15 protein-coding genes are annotated in these 17,952 nt (G+C 65.7%); 13 read left to right on the top strand and 2 right to left on the bottom strand.

All coding sequences use genetic code 11. The features are described 5' to 3' along the window. The first annotated feature begins 25 nt into the window (after positions 1-25). From ACQR1Y_RS13120 to ACQR1Y_RS13135, 4 genes are all read left to right on the top strand, one after another. Complete coding sequence (locus ACQR1Y_RS13120; protein WP_434876734.1) at positions 26-1,153, top strand: zinc-dependent alcohol dehydrogenase family protein; 1,128 nt, start codon at positions 26-28, stop codon at positions 1,151-1,153. A 29-nt stretch (positions 1,154-1,182) separates the two neighbouring features. Continuing rightward, positions 1,183-2,661 carry an aldehyde dehydrogenase gene (locus tag ACQR1Y_RS13125; RefSeq protein ID WP_434876735.1) on the top strand — a complete coding sequence of 493 codons (1,479 nt, stop codon included), beginning with the start codon at positions 1,183-1,185 and terminating at the stop codon, positions 2,659-2,661. A 29-nt stretch (positions 2,662-2,690) separates the two neighbouring features. Continuing rightward, positions 2,691-3,827 (top strand): CaiB/BaiF CoA transferase family protein, encoded by a 1,137-nt coding sequence (locus tag ACQR1Y_RS13130; protein WP_434876736.1) that lies wholly within the window; start codon positions 2,691-2,693, stop codon positions 3,825-3,827. Positions 3,828-3,993: 166 nt separating this feature from the next. Next, entirely contained in the window at positions 3,994-4,986 is a 993-nt protein-coding gene (locus tag ACQR1Y_RS13135; RefSeq protein ID WP_434876737.1) for a LysR substrate-binding domain-containing protein, read from the top strand. Between the two features lie 43 nt (positions 4,987-5,029). On the opposite strand, the gene dinB is transcribed toward ACQR1Y_RS13135, so the two are convergent. Next, positions 5,030-6,136: a DNA polymerase IV gene (gene dinB / locus ACQR1Y_RS13140; protein WP_434876903.1), complete on the bottom strand. Its 1,107-nt coding sequence runs from the start codon at positions 6,134-6,136 to the stop codon at positions 5,030-5,032. 177 nt (positions 6,137-6,313) lie between these two features. On the opposite strand from dinB, the gene ACQR1Y_RS13145 reads away from it, so the two are divergent. From ACQR1Y_RS13145 to ACQR1Y_RS13160, 4 genes are all read left to right on the top strand, one after another. Then, a complete protein-coding gene (locus tag ACQR1Y_RS13145) occupies positions 6,314-7,219 on the top strand; it encodes a ribonuclease Z (RefSeq protein ID WP_434876738.1) in 906 nt (301 codons plus the stop codon). Between the two features lie 297 nt (positions 7,220-7,516). Beyond that, complete coding sequence (locus tag ACQR1Y_RS13150) at positions 7,517-8,563, top strand: HlyD family secretion protein (protein ID WP_434876739.1); 1,047 nt, start codon at positions 7,517-7,519, stop codon at positions 8,561-8,563. Then, on the top strand, positions 8,563-10,884 hold the full coding sequence (locus ACQR1Y_RS13155; protein ID WP_434876740.1) for an ABC transporter permease: 2,322 nt from the start codon (positions 8,563-8,565) through the stop codon (positions 10,882-10,884). The genes ACQR1Y_RS13150 and ACQR1Y_RS13155 overlap by 1 nt, the downstream gene beginning before the upstream one ends. Beyond that, positions 10,881-11,849 carry an HlyD family secretion protein gene (locus ACQR1Y_RS13160; RefSeq protein ID WP_434876741.1) on the top strand — a complete coding sequence of 323 codons (969 nt, stop codon included), beginning with the start codon at positions 10,881-10,883 and terminating at the stop codon, positions 11,847-11,849. The genes ACQR1Y_RS13155 and ACQR1Y_RS13160 overlap by 4 nt, the downstream gene beginning before the upstream one ends. 139 nt (positions 11,850-11,988) lie before the next feature. Here the strand turns inward: ACQR1Y_RS13160 and ACQR1Y_RS13165 are convergent, their stop codons facing one another. Continuing rightward, entirely contained in the window at positions 11,989-13,032 is a 1,044-nt protein-coding gene (locus ACQR1Y_RS13165) for an AraC family transcriptional regulator (RefSeq protein ID WP_434876742.1), read from the bottom strand. Positions 13,033-13,646: 614 nt separating this feature from the next. Between ACQR1Y_RS13165 and ACQR1Y_RS13170 the strand changes: the two genes are divergently transcribed. The 5 genes from ACQR1Y_RS13170 (at position 13,647) to ACQR1Y_RS13190 (ending at position 17,948) form a co-directional block, all read left to right on the top strand. Further along, the gene (locus ACQR1Y_RS13170) at positions 13,647-14,576 is read left to right on the top strand and encodes a helix-turn-helix transcriptional regulator (RefSeq protein WP_434876743.1); all 930 of its coding nucleotides are present in this window, start codon (positions 13,647-13,649) and stop codon (positions 14,574-14,576) included. Positions 14,577-14,803: 227 nt separating this feature from the next. Further along, positions 14,804-15,400: a PepSY domain-containing protein gene (locus ACQR1Y_RS13175; protein ID WP_434876744.1), complete on the top strand. Its 597-nt coding sequence runs from the start codon at positions 14,804-14,806 to the stop codon at positions 15,398-15,400. Between the two features lie 23 nt (positions 15,401-15,423). Continuing rightward, positions 15,424-15,771 carry a hypothetical protein gene (locus ACQR1Y_RS13180; protein WP_434876745.1) on the top strand — a complete coding sequence of 116 codons (348 nt, stop codon included), beginning with the start codon at positions 15,424-15,426 and terminating at the stop codon, positions 15,769-15,771. A 228-nt stretch (positions 15,772-15,999) separates the two neighbouring features. After that, complete coding sequence (locus tag ACQR1Y_RS13185) at positions 16,000-16,680, top strand: c-type cytochrome (protein WP_434857811.1); 681 nt, start codon at positions 16,000-16,002, stop codon at positions 16,678-16,680. 11 nt (positions 16,681-16,691) lie between these two features. Continuing rightward, the gene (locus ACQR1Y_RS13190) at positions 16,692-17,948 is read left to right on the top strand and encodes a c-type cytochrome (protein ID WP_434876746.1); all 1,257 of its coding nucleotides are present in this window, start codon (positions 16,692-16,694) and stop codon (positions 17,946-17,948) included. Positions 17,949-17,952: the final 4 nt, after the last annotated feature.

Genomic DNA, 17,952 nt, shown 5'->3' on the forward strand with positions numbered 1-17,952 from the left:
CCGCAGAGTTCAAGGGAATGACATCATGAAGATCAGGGCCGCCGTTCTCGAGGACATGGGCCTCGCCGGACCCTATGCCGCCTCGCGTCCCCTCCGCATTCAGGAGGTCGAGCTCGATGGTCCAGGTCCCGGGGAGGTGCTGGTGCGCATCGCCGCCGCCGGCCTGTGCCACTCCGATCTCTCGGTGATCAATGGCGACCGGCCGCGCCCGCTGCCGATGGTGCTTGGCCACGAGGCGTCGGGCGTGGTCGAGGAGGTCGGCGCCGGCGTCGATGATCTCGTGCGCGGCGATCACGTCGTCTGCGTGTTCGTGCCGAGCTGCGGCCATTGCGCGCCATGTGCGCAAGGGCGGCCGGCGCTGTGCGAGCCGGGCGCCGAGCACAACGGCAAGGGCGATCTGCTCAGCGGCGGCTTCCGGCTGCATCGCGCCGAGGAGAGGGTGCATCATCATTGCGGCGTGTCGTGCTTCGCCGAATACGCCACGATGTCGCGCCGCTCGCTGGTGAAGGTGCAGAAGGAAGTGCCGCTGCACATCGCGGCGCTGATGGGCTGTGCGGTGCTGACGGGCACGGGCGCCGTCTTCAACGGCGGCGATGTCGGCCCTGGCGGCAAGGCGGCGATCATCGGGCTCGGCGGCGTCGGGCTCGCCGCAGTGATGGGTGCAGTCGCGATCGGCGCTGAGAGCGTGATTGCGATCGACATGTTCGAGCCGAAGCTCGCGCTGGCGCGCGAGCTCGGCGCGACCCACACCTTTCATGGCGCCGATCCCGATCTGGTCGCGAAAGTGAAGGAGGCGACCAAGGGTGGCGTCGACGCGGCGCTGGAATTCGCCGGCTCCGTGAAGGCGCTGGAGATGAGCTACGCCATCACCCGTCGCGGCGGCACCACGGTGACCGCCGGCCTGCCGAACCCCAAGGCGGTGCTGTCGCTGCCGGCCGTCTCCTTGGTCGCCGAGGAGCGCACGCTCAAGGGCAGCTATCTCGGCTCCGGCGTGCCGTCGCGCGACATCCCGCGCTTCCTCGGCCTCTATCATCGCGGCCGTTTGCCGGTCGATAAATTGCTGACCCATCGCATCAAGCTCGACGACATCAACGCCGGCTTCGATCGCCTCGCCGACGGCAGCGCGATCCGCCAGGTCGTGGAATTCAACTGAGAGATTTTCACATGAGCAGGATTGAGCCCATGCGGCGCTATCAATGTTTCATCGACGGCCAATGGCATCAGCCGGCGTCCGGCGATTATTTCGAGAGCTTCGATCCGTACCTGGCCCAGCCCTGGGCCCTGATCCCCAAATGCGACGCGCATGATGTCGATCTGGCTGTCGCCGCGGCCCGCCGGGCGCTGGAGCAGGGCGAGTGGGCCACCATGCATCCGTCGCAGCGCGGCCAGCTGCTGCGCCGGTTCGGCGAGCTGATCGCGCGCGACGCCGATCAGCTCGCCGCCGTCGAAGTGCAGGACAACGGCAAGCTCTATGCGGAGATGCGCGGCCAGGTCGGCTATATCCCGCAATGGTTTCATTACTTCGGCGGGCTCGCCGACAAGGTCGAGGGTGCGATCGTCCCGATCGACAAGCCCGACATGTTCACCTACACGCGGCATGAGCCGGTCGGCGTGGTCGCGGCGATCACGCCGTGGAATTCGCCGCTGCTGCTGGCGACCTGGAAGCTCGCGCCGGCGCTCGCGGCCGGCTGCACCATCGTGATCAAGCCGTCAGAGTTCACCTCGGCCTCGACGCTGGAACTGATGCGGCTGGTCGAGGAGGCGGGCTTTCCGCCGGGCGTACTCAACGTCGTCACCGGTTTCGGCGCCGATGTCGGCGAGCCGCTGACCAGCCACAAGGGCATCGACAAGATCGCCTTCACCGGCGGCGAGAATTCCGGCCGCCACGTGCTGCGCAACGCGGCGCAGACCTTCAAGCGCACCACCCTGGAGCTCGGCGGCAAGTCGGCGCAGCTCGTCTTCCCTGACGCCGATCTCGACAATGCCGTGAAGGGCGTGGTGTCCGGCATCTTCGCCGCCACGGGCCAGACCTGCATCGCCGGCTCGCGCCTCCTGGTGCATGAGAGCATCCACGACGCGTTCCTGGAGAAGTTCGTCGCGCTGGCGCAGACCGCGCGCATGGGCGATCCGATGAACATGGATACGCAGGTGGGGCCAGTGACCACGCAGCCGCAATATCAGCGCGTGTTGTCCTGCATCGCGATGGCGCGCGAGGAGGGCGCCGAATGCGTCATGGGCGGCAAGCCGGCCAGCCGTCCGGAATGCGGCCAGGGCTGGTTCGTCGAGCCGACGGTGTTCGCGGGCGTCCACAATGCGATGCGGATCGCGCAGGAGGAAGTGTTCGGCCCGGTGCTCTCGGTGATCAAGTTCCGCGAGGATGACGAGGCCTTTGCGATCGCCAACGACACGGCTTACGGCCTCGCCGCCGGTGTCTGGACCAACGACCAGCGCCGAGCCTTCACCGCGGCCAAGCGGCTGCGCGCCGGCACGGTCTGGACCAACACCTATCGCGCCGTCAGCTACATGGCGCCGTTCGGCGGCTTCAAGGCCTCTGGCATCGGCCGGGAGAGCGGACAGGAGGCGATCATGGAATATCTGGAAACGAAATGTGTCTGGATGTCTTATGGCAAGGATGTGCCGAACCCGTTCGTGATGCGTTAGCGCGCCGCAACCGGAAGCGATGAGGGACGATGGCTGCCGACTTCGAGGGACTGCTGGTTGTGTCGATCGAGCAGGCGGTGGCGGCAGCCTACGCCTCCTGCAAGCTGGCCGACGCCGGCGCCCGCGTCATCAAGATCGAGCGTCCCGAGGGCGATTTCTCCCGGGAGTACGATCATTTCGTCCATGGCGAGAGCGCCTATTTCGTCTGGCTCAATCGCGGCAAGGAATCGATTGCGCTGAACCTCGCCGATGACGGCGACAAGGCGGTGCTGGCAGCGATGCTGGCGCAGGCCGACGTCTTCATCCAGAACCTGGCGCCCGGCGCGATCGACCGGCTCGGCTTCTCGATGCAGGGCCTGCGGGCCAGGCATGAGCGGCTGATCACCTGCGCGATTTCCGGCTATGGCGACGAAGGTCCGCTGCGCGACGCCAAGGCCTATGACCTGCTGGTGCAGGGCGAGAGCGGGCTCGCCAACATCACCGGCAATGAATATGGCGCGGCGCGCGTCGGCGTCTCCGTCTGCGACATCAATGCCGGGATGACCGCGACGCAGGCGATCTTCCAGGCGCTGTATGCGCGTGAGCTCACCGGCCGCGGCCGCCACATCACGGTGTCGCTGTTTCACGCGATGGCCGACTGGATGAACGTGCCGTATCTGCAATATGCCTATGGCGGCGTGCCGATCGGCCGCGTCGGGCTGCATCATCCGACGATCGCGCCCTATGGCAGCTATGCCTGCGGCGGCGGCCGCTCGATCCTGATCGCGATCCAGAACGAGCGGGAATGGGTGATCCTGTGCCGCGACGTGCTCAAGCGGCCAAGCCTCGCCACCGATCCGCGCTTCCTGAACAATGGTGAGCGCGTGAAGAACCGCGCGGCGCTCGATGCCGAGATCGGGCCGATTCTGCTGAGCATGGATCTCGATCGCGCAATCAAATTACTCAACGATGCCCGGCTCGCGTTCGGACGAGTTTCCACTTTGGCCGACTTCGCCGAGCATCCGCAGAACCGCTATATCGAGATCGATACGCCGACAGGGCCCGTGGTGCTGATGGCTCCCGGCGCCGTCGCGGACGGGCAGGTGCCCGCGTTCGGACCAATCCCGGCGCTCGATGCGCATGGCGAACGTTTGCGCCGCGAATTCGCGCCCAAGCCGCAGGACTAGAGCAACGCCGCCTCTGCGAGCGAGCCCACGCGTGGCTTGCAATCCGGCTGCGCGACGGGCTCGCTTGACAGCCTCCTGATGCCGCTGATCTATAGCGTTCCTTGATCGTGTGTATGCTGGACATAGCAAAAAGTTATGGCAGACATACAGGAATGTTGGGACGGAAATGGACCTGCGGCAGCTTCGCTATTTCATTGCGATCGTCGAGCAGGGCTCCTTTTCCAAGGCGGCCGAAACGCTGAATGTCGCGCAGCCGGCGCTCAGCCTGCATGTCCGCAACATGGAGGCCGAGCTCGGCTCGGCGCTGCTGTTTCGCAGTCCGCAGGGCGTCGTCGCGACCGAAGCCGGCGAGATCCTGATCCGCCATGCGCGTATCGTCATCGACCAGCTCTCGATCGCGCGGCACGAGATCAAGGGCCAGGAGGCGGAGCCGTCCGGCGAGGTGCGGCTCGGGCTGCCCGGCACGATCAGCCAGATCCTGTCGGTGCCGCTGATCATCGAGGTGCGCAAGCGCTTTCCCAAGATCAAGCTGTGCGTCGCAGAGGCGATGAGCGGCTTCGTCACCGAGTGGATCCGCGAGGGCCGCATCGATCTCGCCGTGCTGTATCAGCCGGTCAGCGACAGCGCGCTCAACTCGTCGGAGGTGATCACCGAGGAGCTCTGGCTGCTCGGTCCGATGAGGCCGCCGTCAGGCGTCAAGCCGCCCGCCTCGGGCGCCGTGGCCTATGCCGATGTGACGCAGCTGCCGCTGATCCTGCCGAGCGCGGACCACGGCCTGCGCATGCTGCTGGAGCGCGAGGCGTCCGCGCGCGGCCTGTCGCTCGATCCGGTGATCGAGGTCGACTCCTACGCGAACATCAAGGGCCTCGTGGAGGAGGGCATCGGCTATTCGGTGCTGCCCTACAACTCGATTGCACGCGACGTGCAGAGCGAACGCCTGCTGGCCTGGCCGATCACGCAGCCCGAGATCAAGCGCTCGGTGCATCTGGCGCATCCCGTCGACCGGCCGCTCAGCCACGCCGTCTCCAGCGTGCATGCGCTCTGCCGCACGGTGCTGCTCAACCTCGTCGCGAAGGGCAAGTGGAACGGCGCGCGCGCCTTGCAGACCGGGTCGGAGCCGGATGCGGCGACGTCTCGGCCGAGCGGCAGAAAGCGTTAGCCGGACGGCGAGGGCGACACGGGGCGGTGTCGTCTACCCCGGCTCAGATCGGCATCGCCAGTTGCGTCTCGACGCCGGCCTTTGCCTCCTGCAGCGATGACAAGGAGACACCGAGCAGCCGCACCGGCTTGGGCAACGGCATTTCGGCTTCCAGCAGCGCCAGCGACAGACGTTCGAGCTCGGCGCGACTCGACACCGCCATGGCGGTGGACCTGCTGCGCGTGATGATCTCGAAATCCGTGAACTTGACCTTCAGCGTGACCGTGCGGCCCCGGTTGCCGGTCGCCTCGCAATGGCGCCAGACCTTGTCGATCAGCGGCTGCAACTCGGCGGCCATCGCCTCGAACGCGGTCAGGTCGGCGGCAAAGGTGTTTTCGGCGCCAACCGATTTGCGGATGCGGTTGGCTCGGACCGGGCGATGATCGATCCCGCGTGAGATCCAGTAGTAATAGTTGCCCGCCTTGCCGAACTGCTGTTGCAGGAATGGCAGTGTCTGATTGCGGATGTCGAGGCCGGTGTGGATGCCGAGCGCATTGAACCTGGCGGCGGTCGCCGGACCGATGCCGTGAAACTTGCCGACGGGCAGCGCCTCCACGAAAGCCGCGCCCATCTCCGGCGAGATCACGTACTGCCCGTTGGGCTTGCGATGGTCGGAGGCGAGCTTCGCCAGGAACTTGTTGTAGGAGATGCCGGCGGAGGCATTGAGGTCGGTCTCCGCCTTGATCCGGGCGCGGATCTGCAACGCGATGTCGCGCGCCAGCGGAATGCCCTGCAGATTGTCGGTGACGTCGAGATAGGCCTCGTCGAGTGACAGCGGCTCGATGATCGGCGTATGCTCGGCAAAGATCGCGCGGATCTGCTGGCTGATCGCCTTGTAGATCTCGAAGCGCGGCTTGACGAAGATCAGGTCCGGGCACAGGCGCTTGGCGGTCACGGCGGGCATTGCCGAGCGCACGCCGAACTTGCGCGCCTCATAGCTCGCGGCCGCCACCACGCCACGCTCGCGCGAGCCGCCGACCGCCACGGGCTTGCCGCGGAGTTCAGGATTGTCGCGCTGCTCGACCGACGCGTAGAATGCATCCATGTCGATGTGGATGATTTTGCGGATGACCGTCGGCGCGGCATCCGGGTCCGGACCGGAGCTTGGCATGATCGTCATTTATCAGAGCTTGGCGACGAAGTCTGCCGATCAGGGGACATCGTGACCAACGCCTGTTTGACACGGGCGCGTTTCAGCAGCGACAACGCGCGCGAGACCGAGGAGGACCGGGTGACTGACACGAGGACGCCGGCTGACATGCTGCATCCTGATCAGGCCTGACACCGCATGTTCGAGCTGACATTCCTCGGAACCTCGGCCAGCGTCCCGTCGGAGGACCGCAACCATCCGGCACTCCTGATCCAGGCCGGCGGGCAGCGCCTTCTCGTCGATTGCGGCGAGGGGACTCAACGCCAGCTGCTGCGCAGCGGCGCAGGTTTCCGGCGGTTGGACCGCATCCTGCTCACCCACGGTCATTTCGACCACGTCCTCGGCCTTCCCGGGCTGTTCTCCACCCTGCGGCTGCGCCGGAGCGACGACGTCATGCATGTTCATGCAAGCCCGGGTACGCTCGACGTCGTGATCCGGATGCTCGCGGGATTGTGGGGCGAGGGCCGTGCGCCGATCCCGCTGCAACTCGTTCCGCTCTCGCCCGGGCAGGTCTTCGATGCCGGCGAGTTCACGATCGACTGCTTCCCGGTCCGGCATCGCGACACCGACAGTCTTGGCTTCGCATTCACGAGACCGCCGCGCCGGCATTTGCTACCCGACCGTCTGGCCGCTCTTGCCGTTCCCGACGGACCGATCCGAAAGGCGTTGGCGGAGGGACAGGTGGTCACGCTGGATGACGGCCGCACGATCCAGCCCGAGGATGTCCTAGGGCCGCCGGGCGGCGGCAAGAGGCTCGTGATCGTCGGCGATACCGAAACGACCGACGGCCTGGAGCAGCATGTCCGCGATGCGGATATGCTGGTGATCGAGGCCACCTTCCTCGCGCGCGACACCGCCACGGCACGCGACTATGGCCATCTCACGGCGGCGGAAGCCGCCACGCTGGCTGCTACTGCCAATGTCGGTCAGCTCGTGCTGAACCACATTTCCGGCCGCTATGGCGACGAAGAGATCCTTGCCGAGGCCAAGGCGATCTTTCCTGCCAGCCGTATCGCCAGCGACTTCGATCGCATCATCGTTTAGCCGTCGCGCGACGCGGCCGACGGAATCGCCGCGGGAGCCCGCGAGCAAGGCCGCGGAGAAGCGCTGGATCGCCGGCCAGATCCCGATGGTTTCCTGTTCGAGAATGTCGCCGAGCAATTTCGTTCAACTCAGCGCAATCACGCGCAATATCGCAAGCAGCGAGGCGGCCTATCCTGCGCTTGTCGAAAACATCTCACCGACCCGATCGCTCCGTGCGCCACATCGGCTCGCCGGAGCGCTGACCCTTTCAGTTGCGAAGGCGCGGACCGAGCGATCGTCCCGATGACAGAGTCTTACATGGAAAATTCGGCCAGCGTGGAAGCGCGGCAGCCCTCCGCTCCCGGTGACCGCGCGCTTCGCGCGGGCCCGACGGCTGTCCCATTTGCCATCGTGGTGCTGATCGCAGCGGCCGTGGCCGGCCTTTCCGTGTTCTACCTTCTGAGGCCGCAGCCATTGCTCGTGCAGGGCGAGGTCGACGCCACGCGGCTCGATATCGCGGCGCGCGTCGATGGCCGGGTGAAGGACGTGCCGGTCGCGCGCGGCGAGAACGTCGCCGCCGGAGCCGTTCTGGTGAGCATCGACAATCCGGAGACGGTCGCCAAGCGCGAGCAGATGAAGGCCGGCAAGGCCGTCGCGGAAGCCCAGCTCGCCAACGTCATGGCGGGGACGCGGCCGGAAACCGTGGCGGCGCGGAAAGCCGAGCTGTCGCGGGCGCAGGCCAACCGGGTTCTCGCGCAGAAGACGTTCGATCGCGTCCGTACGCTGACCGAGCAGGGCAATGCGCCACAGGCCCGCCTTGATCAGGCAACCGATTCTCTTCATGAGAGCGAGCGGGCCGTGGACCAGGCCCAGTCCGCCTACGACCAGGCCGTCAATGGCTATACCAAGGAAGAGCGCGACATCGCCAAGGCGAACGTGGAGAAGGCCGAGGCGGATATCAAGACGGTTCAGTCGATCATCGATCAGCTCATTGTCCAGGCGCCGATCGCCTCGCAGGTCTATCAGCGCAACGTCGAGCCCGGCGAATATGTTGCCCCCGGCGTGCCGCTGATATCGCTGATCAATCTCGACGATCTCTGGATTCACTTCGATCTGCGCGAAGACCTCATGAAGGAGGTGAAGGTCGGCGACCGGTTCGACGTTCGGATTCCCGCGCTCGGTGACCGCAAGGTGACGGTGGCCGTCAAGCTGATCGCGTCGAAGGGAGAGTATGTGAGCTGGCGCGCGACGCGGGCCACGGGTGACTTCGATCTGCGCACGTTCTCGGTCCGCGCCTATCCGGTGCAGCCGGTGCCCGAGCTGCGGCCGGGCATGAGCGCCTACCTGGATTGGCGGTCGCGCTGATGGGCACGTCATCCGCTTCCGGCTTCCTGTGCGTCGCCCGGCGCGAGTGCCGATGGCTCGTTCATGATCGCGTCGCCCTGATCCTGATCTTCGGCGTCCCGCTGTTTGCGTTCCTGGTTCTCACGACCGTGTTCAGCCAGTCCGTCATCCGCGGGCTCGGCGTCACCGTCGTCGATGAAGACAGGTCGGATGCCTCGGATGCACTCACGGAATACATTGCGGCATCGCCAAGTCTGCGCATCGTCGGCCGCTCTGCGTCCCTGTCGGACGCGGTGGAGGATCTCAGATCCGGCAAGTCGATCTCCGCCGTGTATATCCCTCCCAATTTCGAACGCGACCTGAAGGCTCAGCGGCGGCCGCAGGTGGTCGGCTTCTACGACCAGCAATTCCTGACGGCGGCGGGCATCGCTTCCGCAGGAATCAGCGACAGCTTGTCGGCGGCTGCCGTCGCGGCCGCGCCCGCGGGCCGCGCCGCGCCATCGCCGGCCTCCATGGGGACGATGGTCAGCGAGACCATCACGCTGGTCAATCCGCAGAAGAACTACGCCCAGTTCCTGCTGCGGACATTGCTGCCGATGGTCGTCCACGTCATCGTCGCCGTGGCCGCCGGCTATTCGGTCGGCTCCGAATTCCGCCGGCGAAATGCGCGGGAATGGATCGCATGCGCCGGGGGAAATCCGCTCGTGGCCCTGGCAGGAAAGCTGGCGCCGCTGCTCGGCCTGTTCGCGCTGATGATGTTCGCGGTGCCGCTCTTGCTGGAAGGCGTGCTGGAGATTCCCTTCAAGGGCGATCTACCGATGATGGTGGCCTCGGGCATCCTTCTGATCGTCTCCTATCTCTCGCTCGGTGCGCTTCTGCAATTGCTGGCGCGTGACCTGGCGACAGGCCTGGGCCTGACGGGACTGCTGGTCTCGCCTGCCTTCGGCTACGCCGGCGTCGGTTTCCCGATCAGCGGCATGAACATATTTGCGCAGGGCCTGAGCGTGGTTCTGCCACTGCGCTGGTACATGTCGGTGCTGCTGGGGCAGGCGGCGCGCGGTCTCCCGGTGGCGGAGTCCGCGGCCTCGTTTGCCATGCTCGCTGGCCTGACAGCGCTCTACGCCACGCTCGCTGTTCTGCTCATGCGGCGCGTGAGCCGGAGCCTTCCGGGCGATCGGGACGTTCCCGGCGAGCCAACCATGGACGAGATGCGCACGGCCGGCGTCGGCGGTGCCTTTCTGGCGGAGTGGCGCCGCGTACTCGGCAACCGCAGCGCCTTCACCATCATCATCCTCGCGCCGATCATCTATGGCCTCTATTACCCGCAGCCCTATCTCAACCAGATCCTGCGCAAGCTGCCGATCGCCGTCGTCGACAACGACATGAGCGACATCAGCCGCCGGCTGGCCGAGATGCTGGACGCGAGCGGCGCATTGCGGGTGGTCGCACGACCCCGAACCCTGGCCGAGGCTCGCGAATTCATCGACCGCGGACTGGCCTTTGCGGCCGTCGAGATGCCGTCGGGGACGGAGCGCGATCTCCTCAAAGGGCTCAACGTCCATATTCCTGTCTATGCGGATGCCACCTATCTCTTCATCTTCCGGGCGACCGCAAGCGGTGTGGCGACGGCCATCGGCAGCTTGACCTCCGAGCTCGTGTCCAGAGGCGGCCGGTCCGAAGGCAGTCTCGTCAAGGCGAAGCTCGCCGCGACCAGCCCCGCGGACGTCCTGTTGCAGCCGATCTTCAATCCGGTTGGCGGCTATGCCAGCTATATCGTTCCCGCCGTCTTCATTCTTATTCTGCAGCAGACCCTTCTGATCGGTGCCGCGATGCTGACGCGCGAGGCGTTGCGCGGTGGCGGCAACGTGTTGGCCGGGGTGGCGGGCCGTGGCTGTGCGCACCTGACCCTTTGCCTGCCCGCGCTCGCGCTCTATCTGATCGTGCTCCCGCGCGTCTATGGCTTCTCGACCCTGGGGCAGCTCCCCCAGCTGTTCGCCCTCGCGTCGCTGTTCCTGCTCGCGACCAGCTTTCTGGGGCAGGCGATCGGCACGCTGCTCACGCGGCCGGAGAATGCCACGCTGCTGCTGTTGGCGACGAGCTTGCCGCTATTCTTCATGACCGGCTTCGCATGGCCGCGAGAGGCGATACCCGACATCGCACTCGCCTTCGGTCGGATCTTTCCGGCTGATTTCGCGATCGACGGGCTGGTCCGCATCAATCAGCTTGGTGCGAGCCTGTGGGACGTCGCATCCAGTTGGCTCGGCTTGTGGTGCCTTGCGGTCGTGTATTTCGGCCTTGCCGCGAGCCTCGCGGGCCTGACCAGGAAGAGGCTGGCATCATGAAGGTCAAGTCCATCGTCGCCGCGTCTCTTGTCGTCGTCATCGCCGCGGGCATCGTGATCTACGAGACGGCGGCTGACGAGCCGGTGCCGGCCATCGTGGGCGTCGTTCGCGCCACCGAGATTGGACTCGCCCCGGAAGTCGGCGGCCAGTTGGCCGCGATGGAGGTCCGCCAAGGCATGCGCGTTCATGCCGGCGATGTGCTGGCCACATTGTCCGCGGTGGAGCTCACGGCCCAGCTCGACCAGGCGCGTGCCGCGCTGGCGGCGGCGATTGCGAACCGGGACCATGTCCTCGCCGGCGTGCGGCGCGAGCAGGTCGACTCGCTGCGAAGCGGAATATCCAAGGCCGGTGCTCGCCTCGACTTCATGCAGCTGCAATTGGCGCGAACGAGCTCGCTGACACGCCAGAACGTCGAATCGCTGCAGGCGCTCGACCAGGCGCAACACGACGCCGACACCGCCCTAATGGATGTCGCTCAAGCCCAGGCTCTGTATGATGCGGCGGTGGCAGGGCCGACGCCCCAGGAGCGCGCGATTGCGGAGGCTCAGGTCCAGGCCGCGTCGGCGGCGGTGGAGGTGCTCGCGCGCAAGCTGGACAAGACCGTGCTGCGCGCACCGGCGGACGGCATCGTCAGTGTCGTCGTTGCGGAAGTGGGCGAGAACGTGCGAGCGGGGCAACCCGTTCTGACGCTCGAAGCCAGCGGCAGGACATGGCTGTCCTTCAACGTGCGCGAGGATCATCTCGAAGGCCTTGCGGTCGGGCGCGGTGTCAGGGTCGGCCGTGCGGGAAGCCGGGAGATCTTCACCGGATCCGTCACCGAAATCCGCCGGCTTGGCGCGTTCGCGACATGGCAGGCCCGCAGGGTCGTCGGCGATCATGACCGAAACACTCTCAGGCTGCGCGTCGATCCTTCAAGCGACAGGGCCGACCTGGAGCCCGGAATGACGGTGTGGATCGAACGATGACGCCGACCTCCCGACATTCGCGCGAATCGTCCTTGCGCATCGATCCACGGTTGCAGCAAGGTTTCAGGCCGAATTGGCCTGCGGGCAACCGCTGTGGTAGCCGATCGCGTCCGATGGTGTCACGGCCGGCGTGCGCCGATCACTTCGCCCTTGGCTGCTCGTTCCTGATCTCGCTCGGCGTCTTGTTGGTCCAGCGCTGGAAGGCGCGCCGGAATGCCGCGGCATCGCTGAACCCCAAGGCAACCGCGATGTCGTCGTTGGTGAGGGCGGTGCCGCGCAGATATTCGAGCGCCAAGCGGCCTCTCAGTTCGTCCCGGAGAGCCCGGAACGACAGTCCTTGTTTCTCGAGCGCGCGGCGCAGCGACCGCTCATTCGTTCCGAGCCGACGCGCAACGGCCTCGAACGAGGGAGGATTGGCGATGTCGCGCAGCAGGATCTCGCGGATCTGGCCGGCCACGCCTGCGCGTACCGTGAGATCGGCGAGCAAATTGTTGCACATGTCGACCATGTGCGAGAACGTCGTCCGGTTGCCCAGGACCGCCTTGGAGTCCAGCCATTCGCTCTTGAAGATCATCCGGTTGGCGGTCTGCGAAAAGCGCACCTCGCAGCCGACGTCACCCGGGTTGATCCCGAAATCAGTCGCCTTGGCGTATGTCAGATGGATCGCTTCCGGAACAAAAGCCGGGCCCATGATGTCCCGCATCACCGAGATGTGGACTCCCATCTGCTTCTCCATCACGAAGCGATAAAGCGGGGAGTCATCGACCGTATGGGCGTTGGGTTCGAAGATCCAGGTGGCCAGGCCATCCTTCTCCGTCAGCCCGACCGAGGCGAGCGGCGTCGCGAGCACGTGGTAGCGGATCGTCACATCCACGGCCGTCCGGAAGTCCGGGCTGCAGAGGATGGCATAGCCATACATACCATAGGCCGATATGTGGATGGTCTCGCCGATACGATAGGCAATATGCGGGTCGGCCGACAACCTGATGGCGTTCCGGTAGGCGGTCATCAGCTGACTCAGCGAGATCCGCGTGTCCGGCGAATGAACGTCTTCTGGTCTGAGGCCGATGCCCTTCAAGGCGTCCGACGGTGAGTGACCTTCTTTCACCAACGCGTCGTAGACGGAGGCCAGCTTGGTAGGAGTGTATAGCCGCTCATGGAGCCCGACGGCCGGCGCTTCCATCGCGCCCGGTCCTATTGATCCGTTTCGACGCGAAGACGTGCCCGGCTGCTGCAATGATATTGGCCTCTCCAACTGAATCGATTGCCCGCGCGACGACGCGCTGTCCCCGAGGCAGAATTTGCCAAGGAGCCGGCAAAGCCCCCGCGGCCCGAATTGTTCTTAGTGGCGTGCCGGGCGACAATCAAGATGGTAACATGTGACAATCGGGATCGACGGAAGCTGTTGTTTTGGGCAGATGCAGGACGGCTCGCCACCAATTACGACAGTGGCTGACGACCGAGATCGCCATCAGCCATGCTGGGAGCGCCGGCCGATCATGTTGGGACGACTCGTTAGTTGCATCGTCGGAAATTAGTTGACGAGAGCTGTACGATCGCGGGTCCCCTGATGGGAAAAGTCCTATCCTAACGCTTGGCCCGCCGTTTGCGTGGGGATCGTCGAGCGGGGCAGACTGAGTTGGCCGTGTCAGGAGAAAACTCATCTCTGGTCGAGGCGGATCTGACCGGTCGGGTATGCCAACTGTCCGCTACGAGCCTTCACAACAAAAGTCAGCCAGAGATAATCGCGCGGAGATCAACGAATTCGACGAACCTTGGAAGTCCGCGAAAATGCTCATGGATTATCGACGCGAGGATGATGGGGGCAGCGGCATCAATCTGGTGCGGCGCGAGCTTGGTGACCGCCCCCGCGTGGCGACGAGCGAAGGGCGGTGCTGGGACGGAATCTGGCTGGACGAATACGGTGCGTTTCACGCCGGCGGTACTGAGCCGATGCCGCCGCGTGATCATCATGTCGTCCTGATCGCGCGGGAGCATTCGTCCTACGTCCTTCAACAGCGTCTCGGCCAACGCTTCGAAAGCGCGTGCAGGCCTGGAGACCTGTCGATTGTGCCCGCGGGTCATGAAACGACGTTTCGCGGCCGCTTACCGGCTCATTTGCGCATCGGTCTGTCGCTCGAACGCCTGAGGGAGGTTGCCGAAGAATTGGGCAGGAGCGGCGTCTATGCGCGGCCCGAACTGGCCAATGTCTTCCGCGCGCAGGACTGTGTCGTAGATCGCCTCGGGGCGATCATGTCTGCCGAGCTTCTGCGACCGGCGCATCCGGCGCAGGATCTTCTGATGGAGTCGGTCGCGACAGTGCTGTCGACGCATCTTCTCCGAAGCTTCGGCACTTCGATGGAACGGGAGGGGCGCTCCGCGGCGAGCAACGTGGCGGCGATCCGCCGCGCTCTGGAGTTCATGCGGCAGCCGCTCGATATCAAGATCACCCTGGCTGAGCTCGCCGATGCCTCGGGCATCAGCCGCTTCCATCTCAGCCGCATCTTCAAGAAGCATTTCGGCCTGTCGCCCATCGCTTACCTCGAACGGACGCGGATCGAGCGGGCCAAGGACCTGATCCGGCGCGCCGAGATGTCGCTCGCCGAGGTGGCGCAGACGGTCGGTTTTGCCGATCAGAGCCATTTCACGCGCCGCTTCAAGCACTACACCGGACATACGCCGGGTGCGTATTCGCGAGAGCACGCACGCAAGCGACTGCCATCCTAGTCATCACGCCTCCATTCGTCGCGTAACCACTGCGCAACAGGGCACCTTCGAACGGCCGAGCCTTTCGGAGGTCGCCTCTCGTCGCGCATGGCCCAGTCACGACCAATCCTCATCACCCAGATTGCCAACACGACGAAGATTGAAGACGAGCCGTTCAAATGCCACCCGGACCTCAAAGACACATTGCACCCACCCACCAGAGCGTCAGAAGCCGAGCCCCCGCCGGCTTGAGCAGACTGCTGATCTCAAGCCTTGCGGCGATAAGCCTGTTGTTGCCGCCTGCGGCGAGGGCCGATGTCGGGCGTGACCATCCCACAGCCGCGGCCGGCGAGCCTGCGCCGCGCGCGGAGCCCTCCGAGCAGGAGGCGACCGAAGCCGAAATCCGCCGGTTCAAAACGGCATCGATCTCGCTGCGCGATGCGCTCGGGATCGCGCGCGAGCGTCATAGTGGCTCCCGCGCGGTCGACGCGAGTTTCGACGGCGAGACCGGCGTGCCGATCTATCAGGTGCGGATGGTGAGGGGAAACCGCCTGTGGGAGACCACCATCGATGCCCGGACCGGCGCCACGATCAAGACCGAGGTGCTGTCCGCGATCCCCGATCTGGAGCCGCACGATCGCGAGCTGCTCGTCCGGCTGCGTGCGGTGCGGCAGGACCTGCCGGACGCGATCGTGGTGGCTGAACGAAGCACGAATGGACGAGCGATCAGCGCCAGCCTGATGGTGGAGCAGGGCCGCCTGCAATTCGTGATCGTGTGTGTTGCCGGCAGTGATCTGAAGCAGGTTCTGCTCGAGCCGCCGGTGGCGGCCGGTGTGAAACGATGATCGGCCCGGAAGGTGATCGAGACATGACGGATGCACTGACAATCGAACGGCGTATTGCCCCGCGCAAAGGTGTGGCGGTCGGCGCGGGCCGGCGCGCGAGATGGACCTGTGCGGCCGCCTTCGTGGCGATCTGCGGCGTGCTGATCGGATGGGCAACGCCGCTGAGTGCGCAGGGAACGGCGGAGGAACGGGAGGCTTGCACCCCCGATGTCTTCCGGCTGTGCAGTTATTTTATCCCCGACCCGACCGCCATCGAGGCCTGCCTCAGGAGGAAGAAGCCGGAGCTGAGCGTTGCGTGCCGCAAGGTAGTGTTTCCGGCGACGCAACCGGACGAACTTGGTGCGAGCCCCGCCGTCCGGGGAGGCCGCTGAGCAAGATCAGTCAAATCGCGGCGAGGGCGTGCAAGACGCGGCGAGCATAGCACGTGTAGTTCGCACTTCGCCACCGCGCCGCGGACGGGTGTCTCTCCCGACAGAACTGGCACAGAGAGCGTTGATCAGATGTCTGACGAGAAGCATCGCATATCGGCTTGCCCGGCGGCGCCCCGCAGAAGGCAATCGTCGACGGCGTTCCTTGCGCTGAGCTGGCTGACGGCCGCCATGGCTGTGTTGCTGGGGGGGCTTTTGCCGTCCGCCACCGCGCAGACGGCGGCTCAACCGCCCGACACGATGGCGGCGCGCGTCGAGGCCTGCACGCCCTGTCATGGCAACCGGGGCGAGGGCACCAACGACGTCTATTTCCCGCGCCTCGCCGGCAAGCCGGCGGGCTATCTCCACAACCAGTTGCTCGCCTTCCGCAGTGGCCGCCGGAAGTATCCGCCGATGAACTATTTGCTGGAGTTTCTGCCGAACGATTATCTGCAGGACATGGCGGATTATTTTGCCAGCCAGCGTCCGCCGCTGCCGCAACCCGCCCCGACCGCTGTGAGCGCGGAGATCCTCAGCCGCGGCGAGGCGCTGGTGACCGGCGGCGATGCGGCCGCGCAAGTCCCGGCCTGTGCGAGCTGTCACGGTCCGGATCTGACCGGCATGGAGCCGGGCATTCCGGGGCTGCTCGGCTTGCGGCCCAACTATGTCAGCGCCCAGCTCGGCGCCTGGCGCTACGGCACGCGGACGGCGAAGTCGCCGGACTGCATGCAGCGGGTGGCGGCAAAGCTGACCGAGACCGACGTGACGGCGGTCGCGGCCTATCTCGCGACCCTGCCGGCATCGGAGAACGCAGCGCCCGCGCCGAAGGGCAGCTACGCCTTGCCGTTCGCCTGCGGCAGCGCGCCGAATTGAGGGGCAGGGTCATGCAAGGGACGCTCCGTCTGTTCTCCATCGTCGCGGGTCTTCTGGTTGCGACGCCGATCCTGCATGCGCAACCCGGCAGCGATGCGGCCGGCAGCGACATCATCGCGCGCGGCGAATATCTGGCGCGGGCCGGGGACTGCATCGCCTGCCACACCGCCCCGGAGGGACGGCCCTTCGCTGGCGGCCGTGCCATGAAAACCCCGTTCGGCGCGCTCTACACCTCCAACATCACGCCGGATCCGGCGACGGGCATCGGCCGGTGGAGCGCCGACGACTTCTACAAGACCATGCATACCGGGCGCTTTCCCGATGGCGGCCTGCTGTATCCGGCGATGCCGTTCGCCTCCTACACCAAGGTGACCCGCGGCGACAGTGATGCGATCTTCGCCTATCTCAGGTCGATCCCGGCCGTGAACCAGAAGAACCGCAACCACGAACTGCGCTTTCCCTACGACAATCGCGAACTGATCCTGGGCTGGCGCACGCTGTTCTTCCGCGAGGGCGAGTTCAAGAACGATCCGTCCAAATCGGCCGAGTGGAATCGCGGCGCCTATCTCGTCGAGGGACTCGGCCATTGCGGCATGTGCCATTCGCCGATCAATGCGCTCGGCGGTAGCTCGCAATCGGACGCGTTCAAGGGCGGCCTGATCCCGATGCAGAACTGGTACGCGCCGTCGCTGACGTCCAACCGCGAGGCGGGGCTCGGGGATTGGAGCATCAAGGATATCACTGATCTGCTCCAGACCGGCGTCTCCAACCGCGGCGTCGTGTTCGGCCCCATGGCCGAGGTCGTGCACAACAGCCTGCAATATCTCAGCGACGACGATGCACGCGCGATGGCGGTCTATCTGAAGGGCATCGCCGAGCCGTCGCCGAAGGCGCCGCCGGTGTCGAGCCTGCCGGGAACCGAGAGCAGCCTGCTGATCAGCCTCGGCAAGACCGTTTACGACGCGCGCTGCGCCAGCTGCCACGGCACGAACGGCGAGGGCAGGCCGCCGCACTGGCCGCCGCTGGCCAACAACCAGTCGATCAACATGGCATCCGCGGTCAATCCGATCCGTATGGTGCTCAATGGCGGCTATCCGCCGGGGACAAAGGGCAATCCCAGGCCGTACGGCATGCCGCCCTTCGCAGGCCTTTTGTCCGACAACGAGATCGCGGCGGTCGTGAGCTATATCCGCACCTCCTGGGGCAATCGCGGCACGCCCGTGAGCGCTCGCGAAGCCAACGAGCTGCGCTCCGCACCGCTCGACTGAGAGG

The organism is Bradyrhizobium sp. HKCCYLRH3099, from assembly GCF_051167855.1.
Lineage (GTDB): Bacteria > Pseudomonadota > Alphaproteobacteria > Rhizobiales > Xanthobacteraceae > Bradyrhizobium.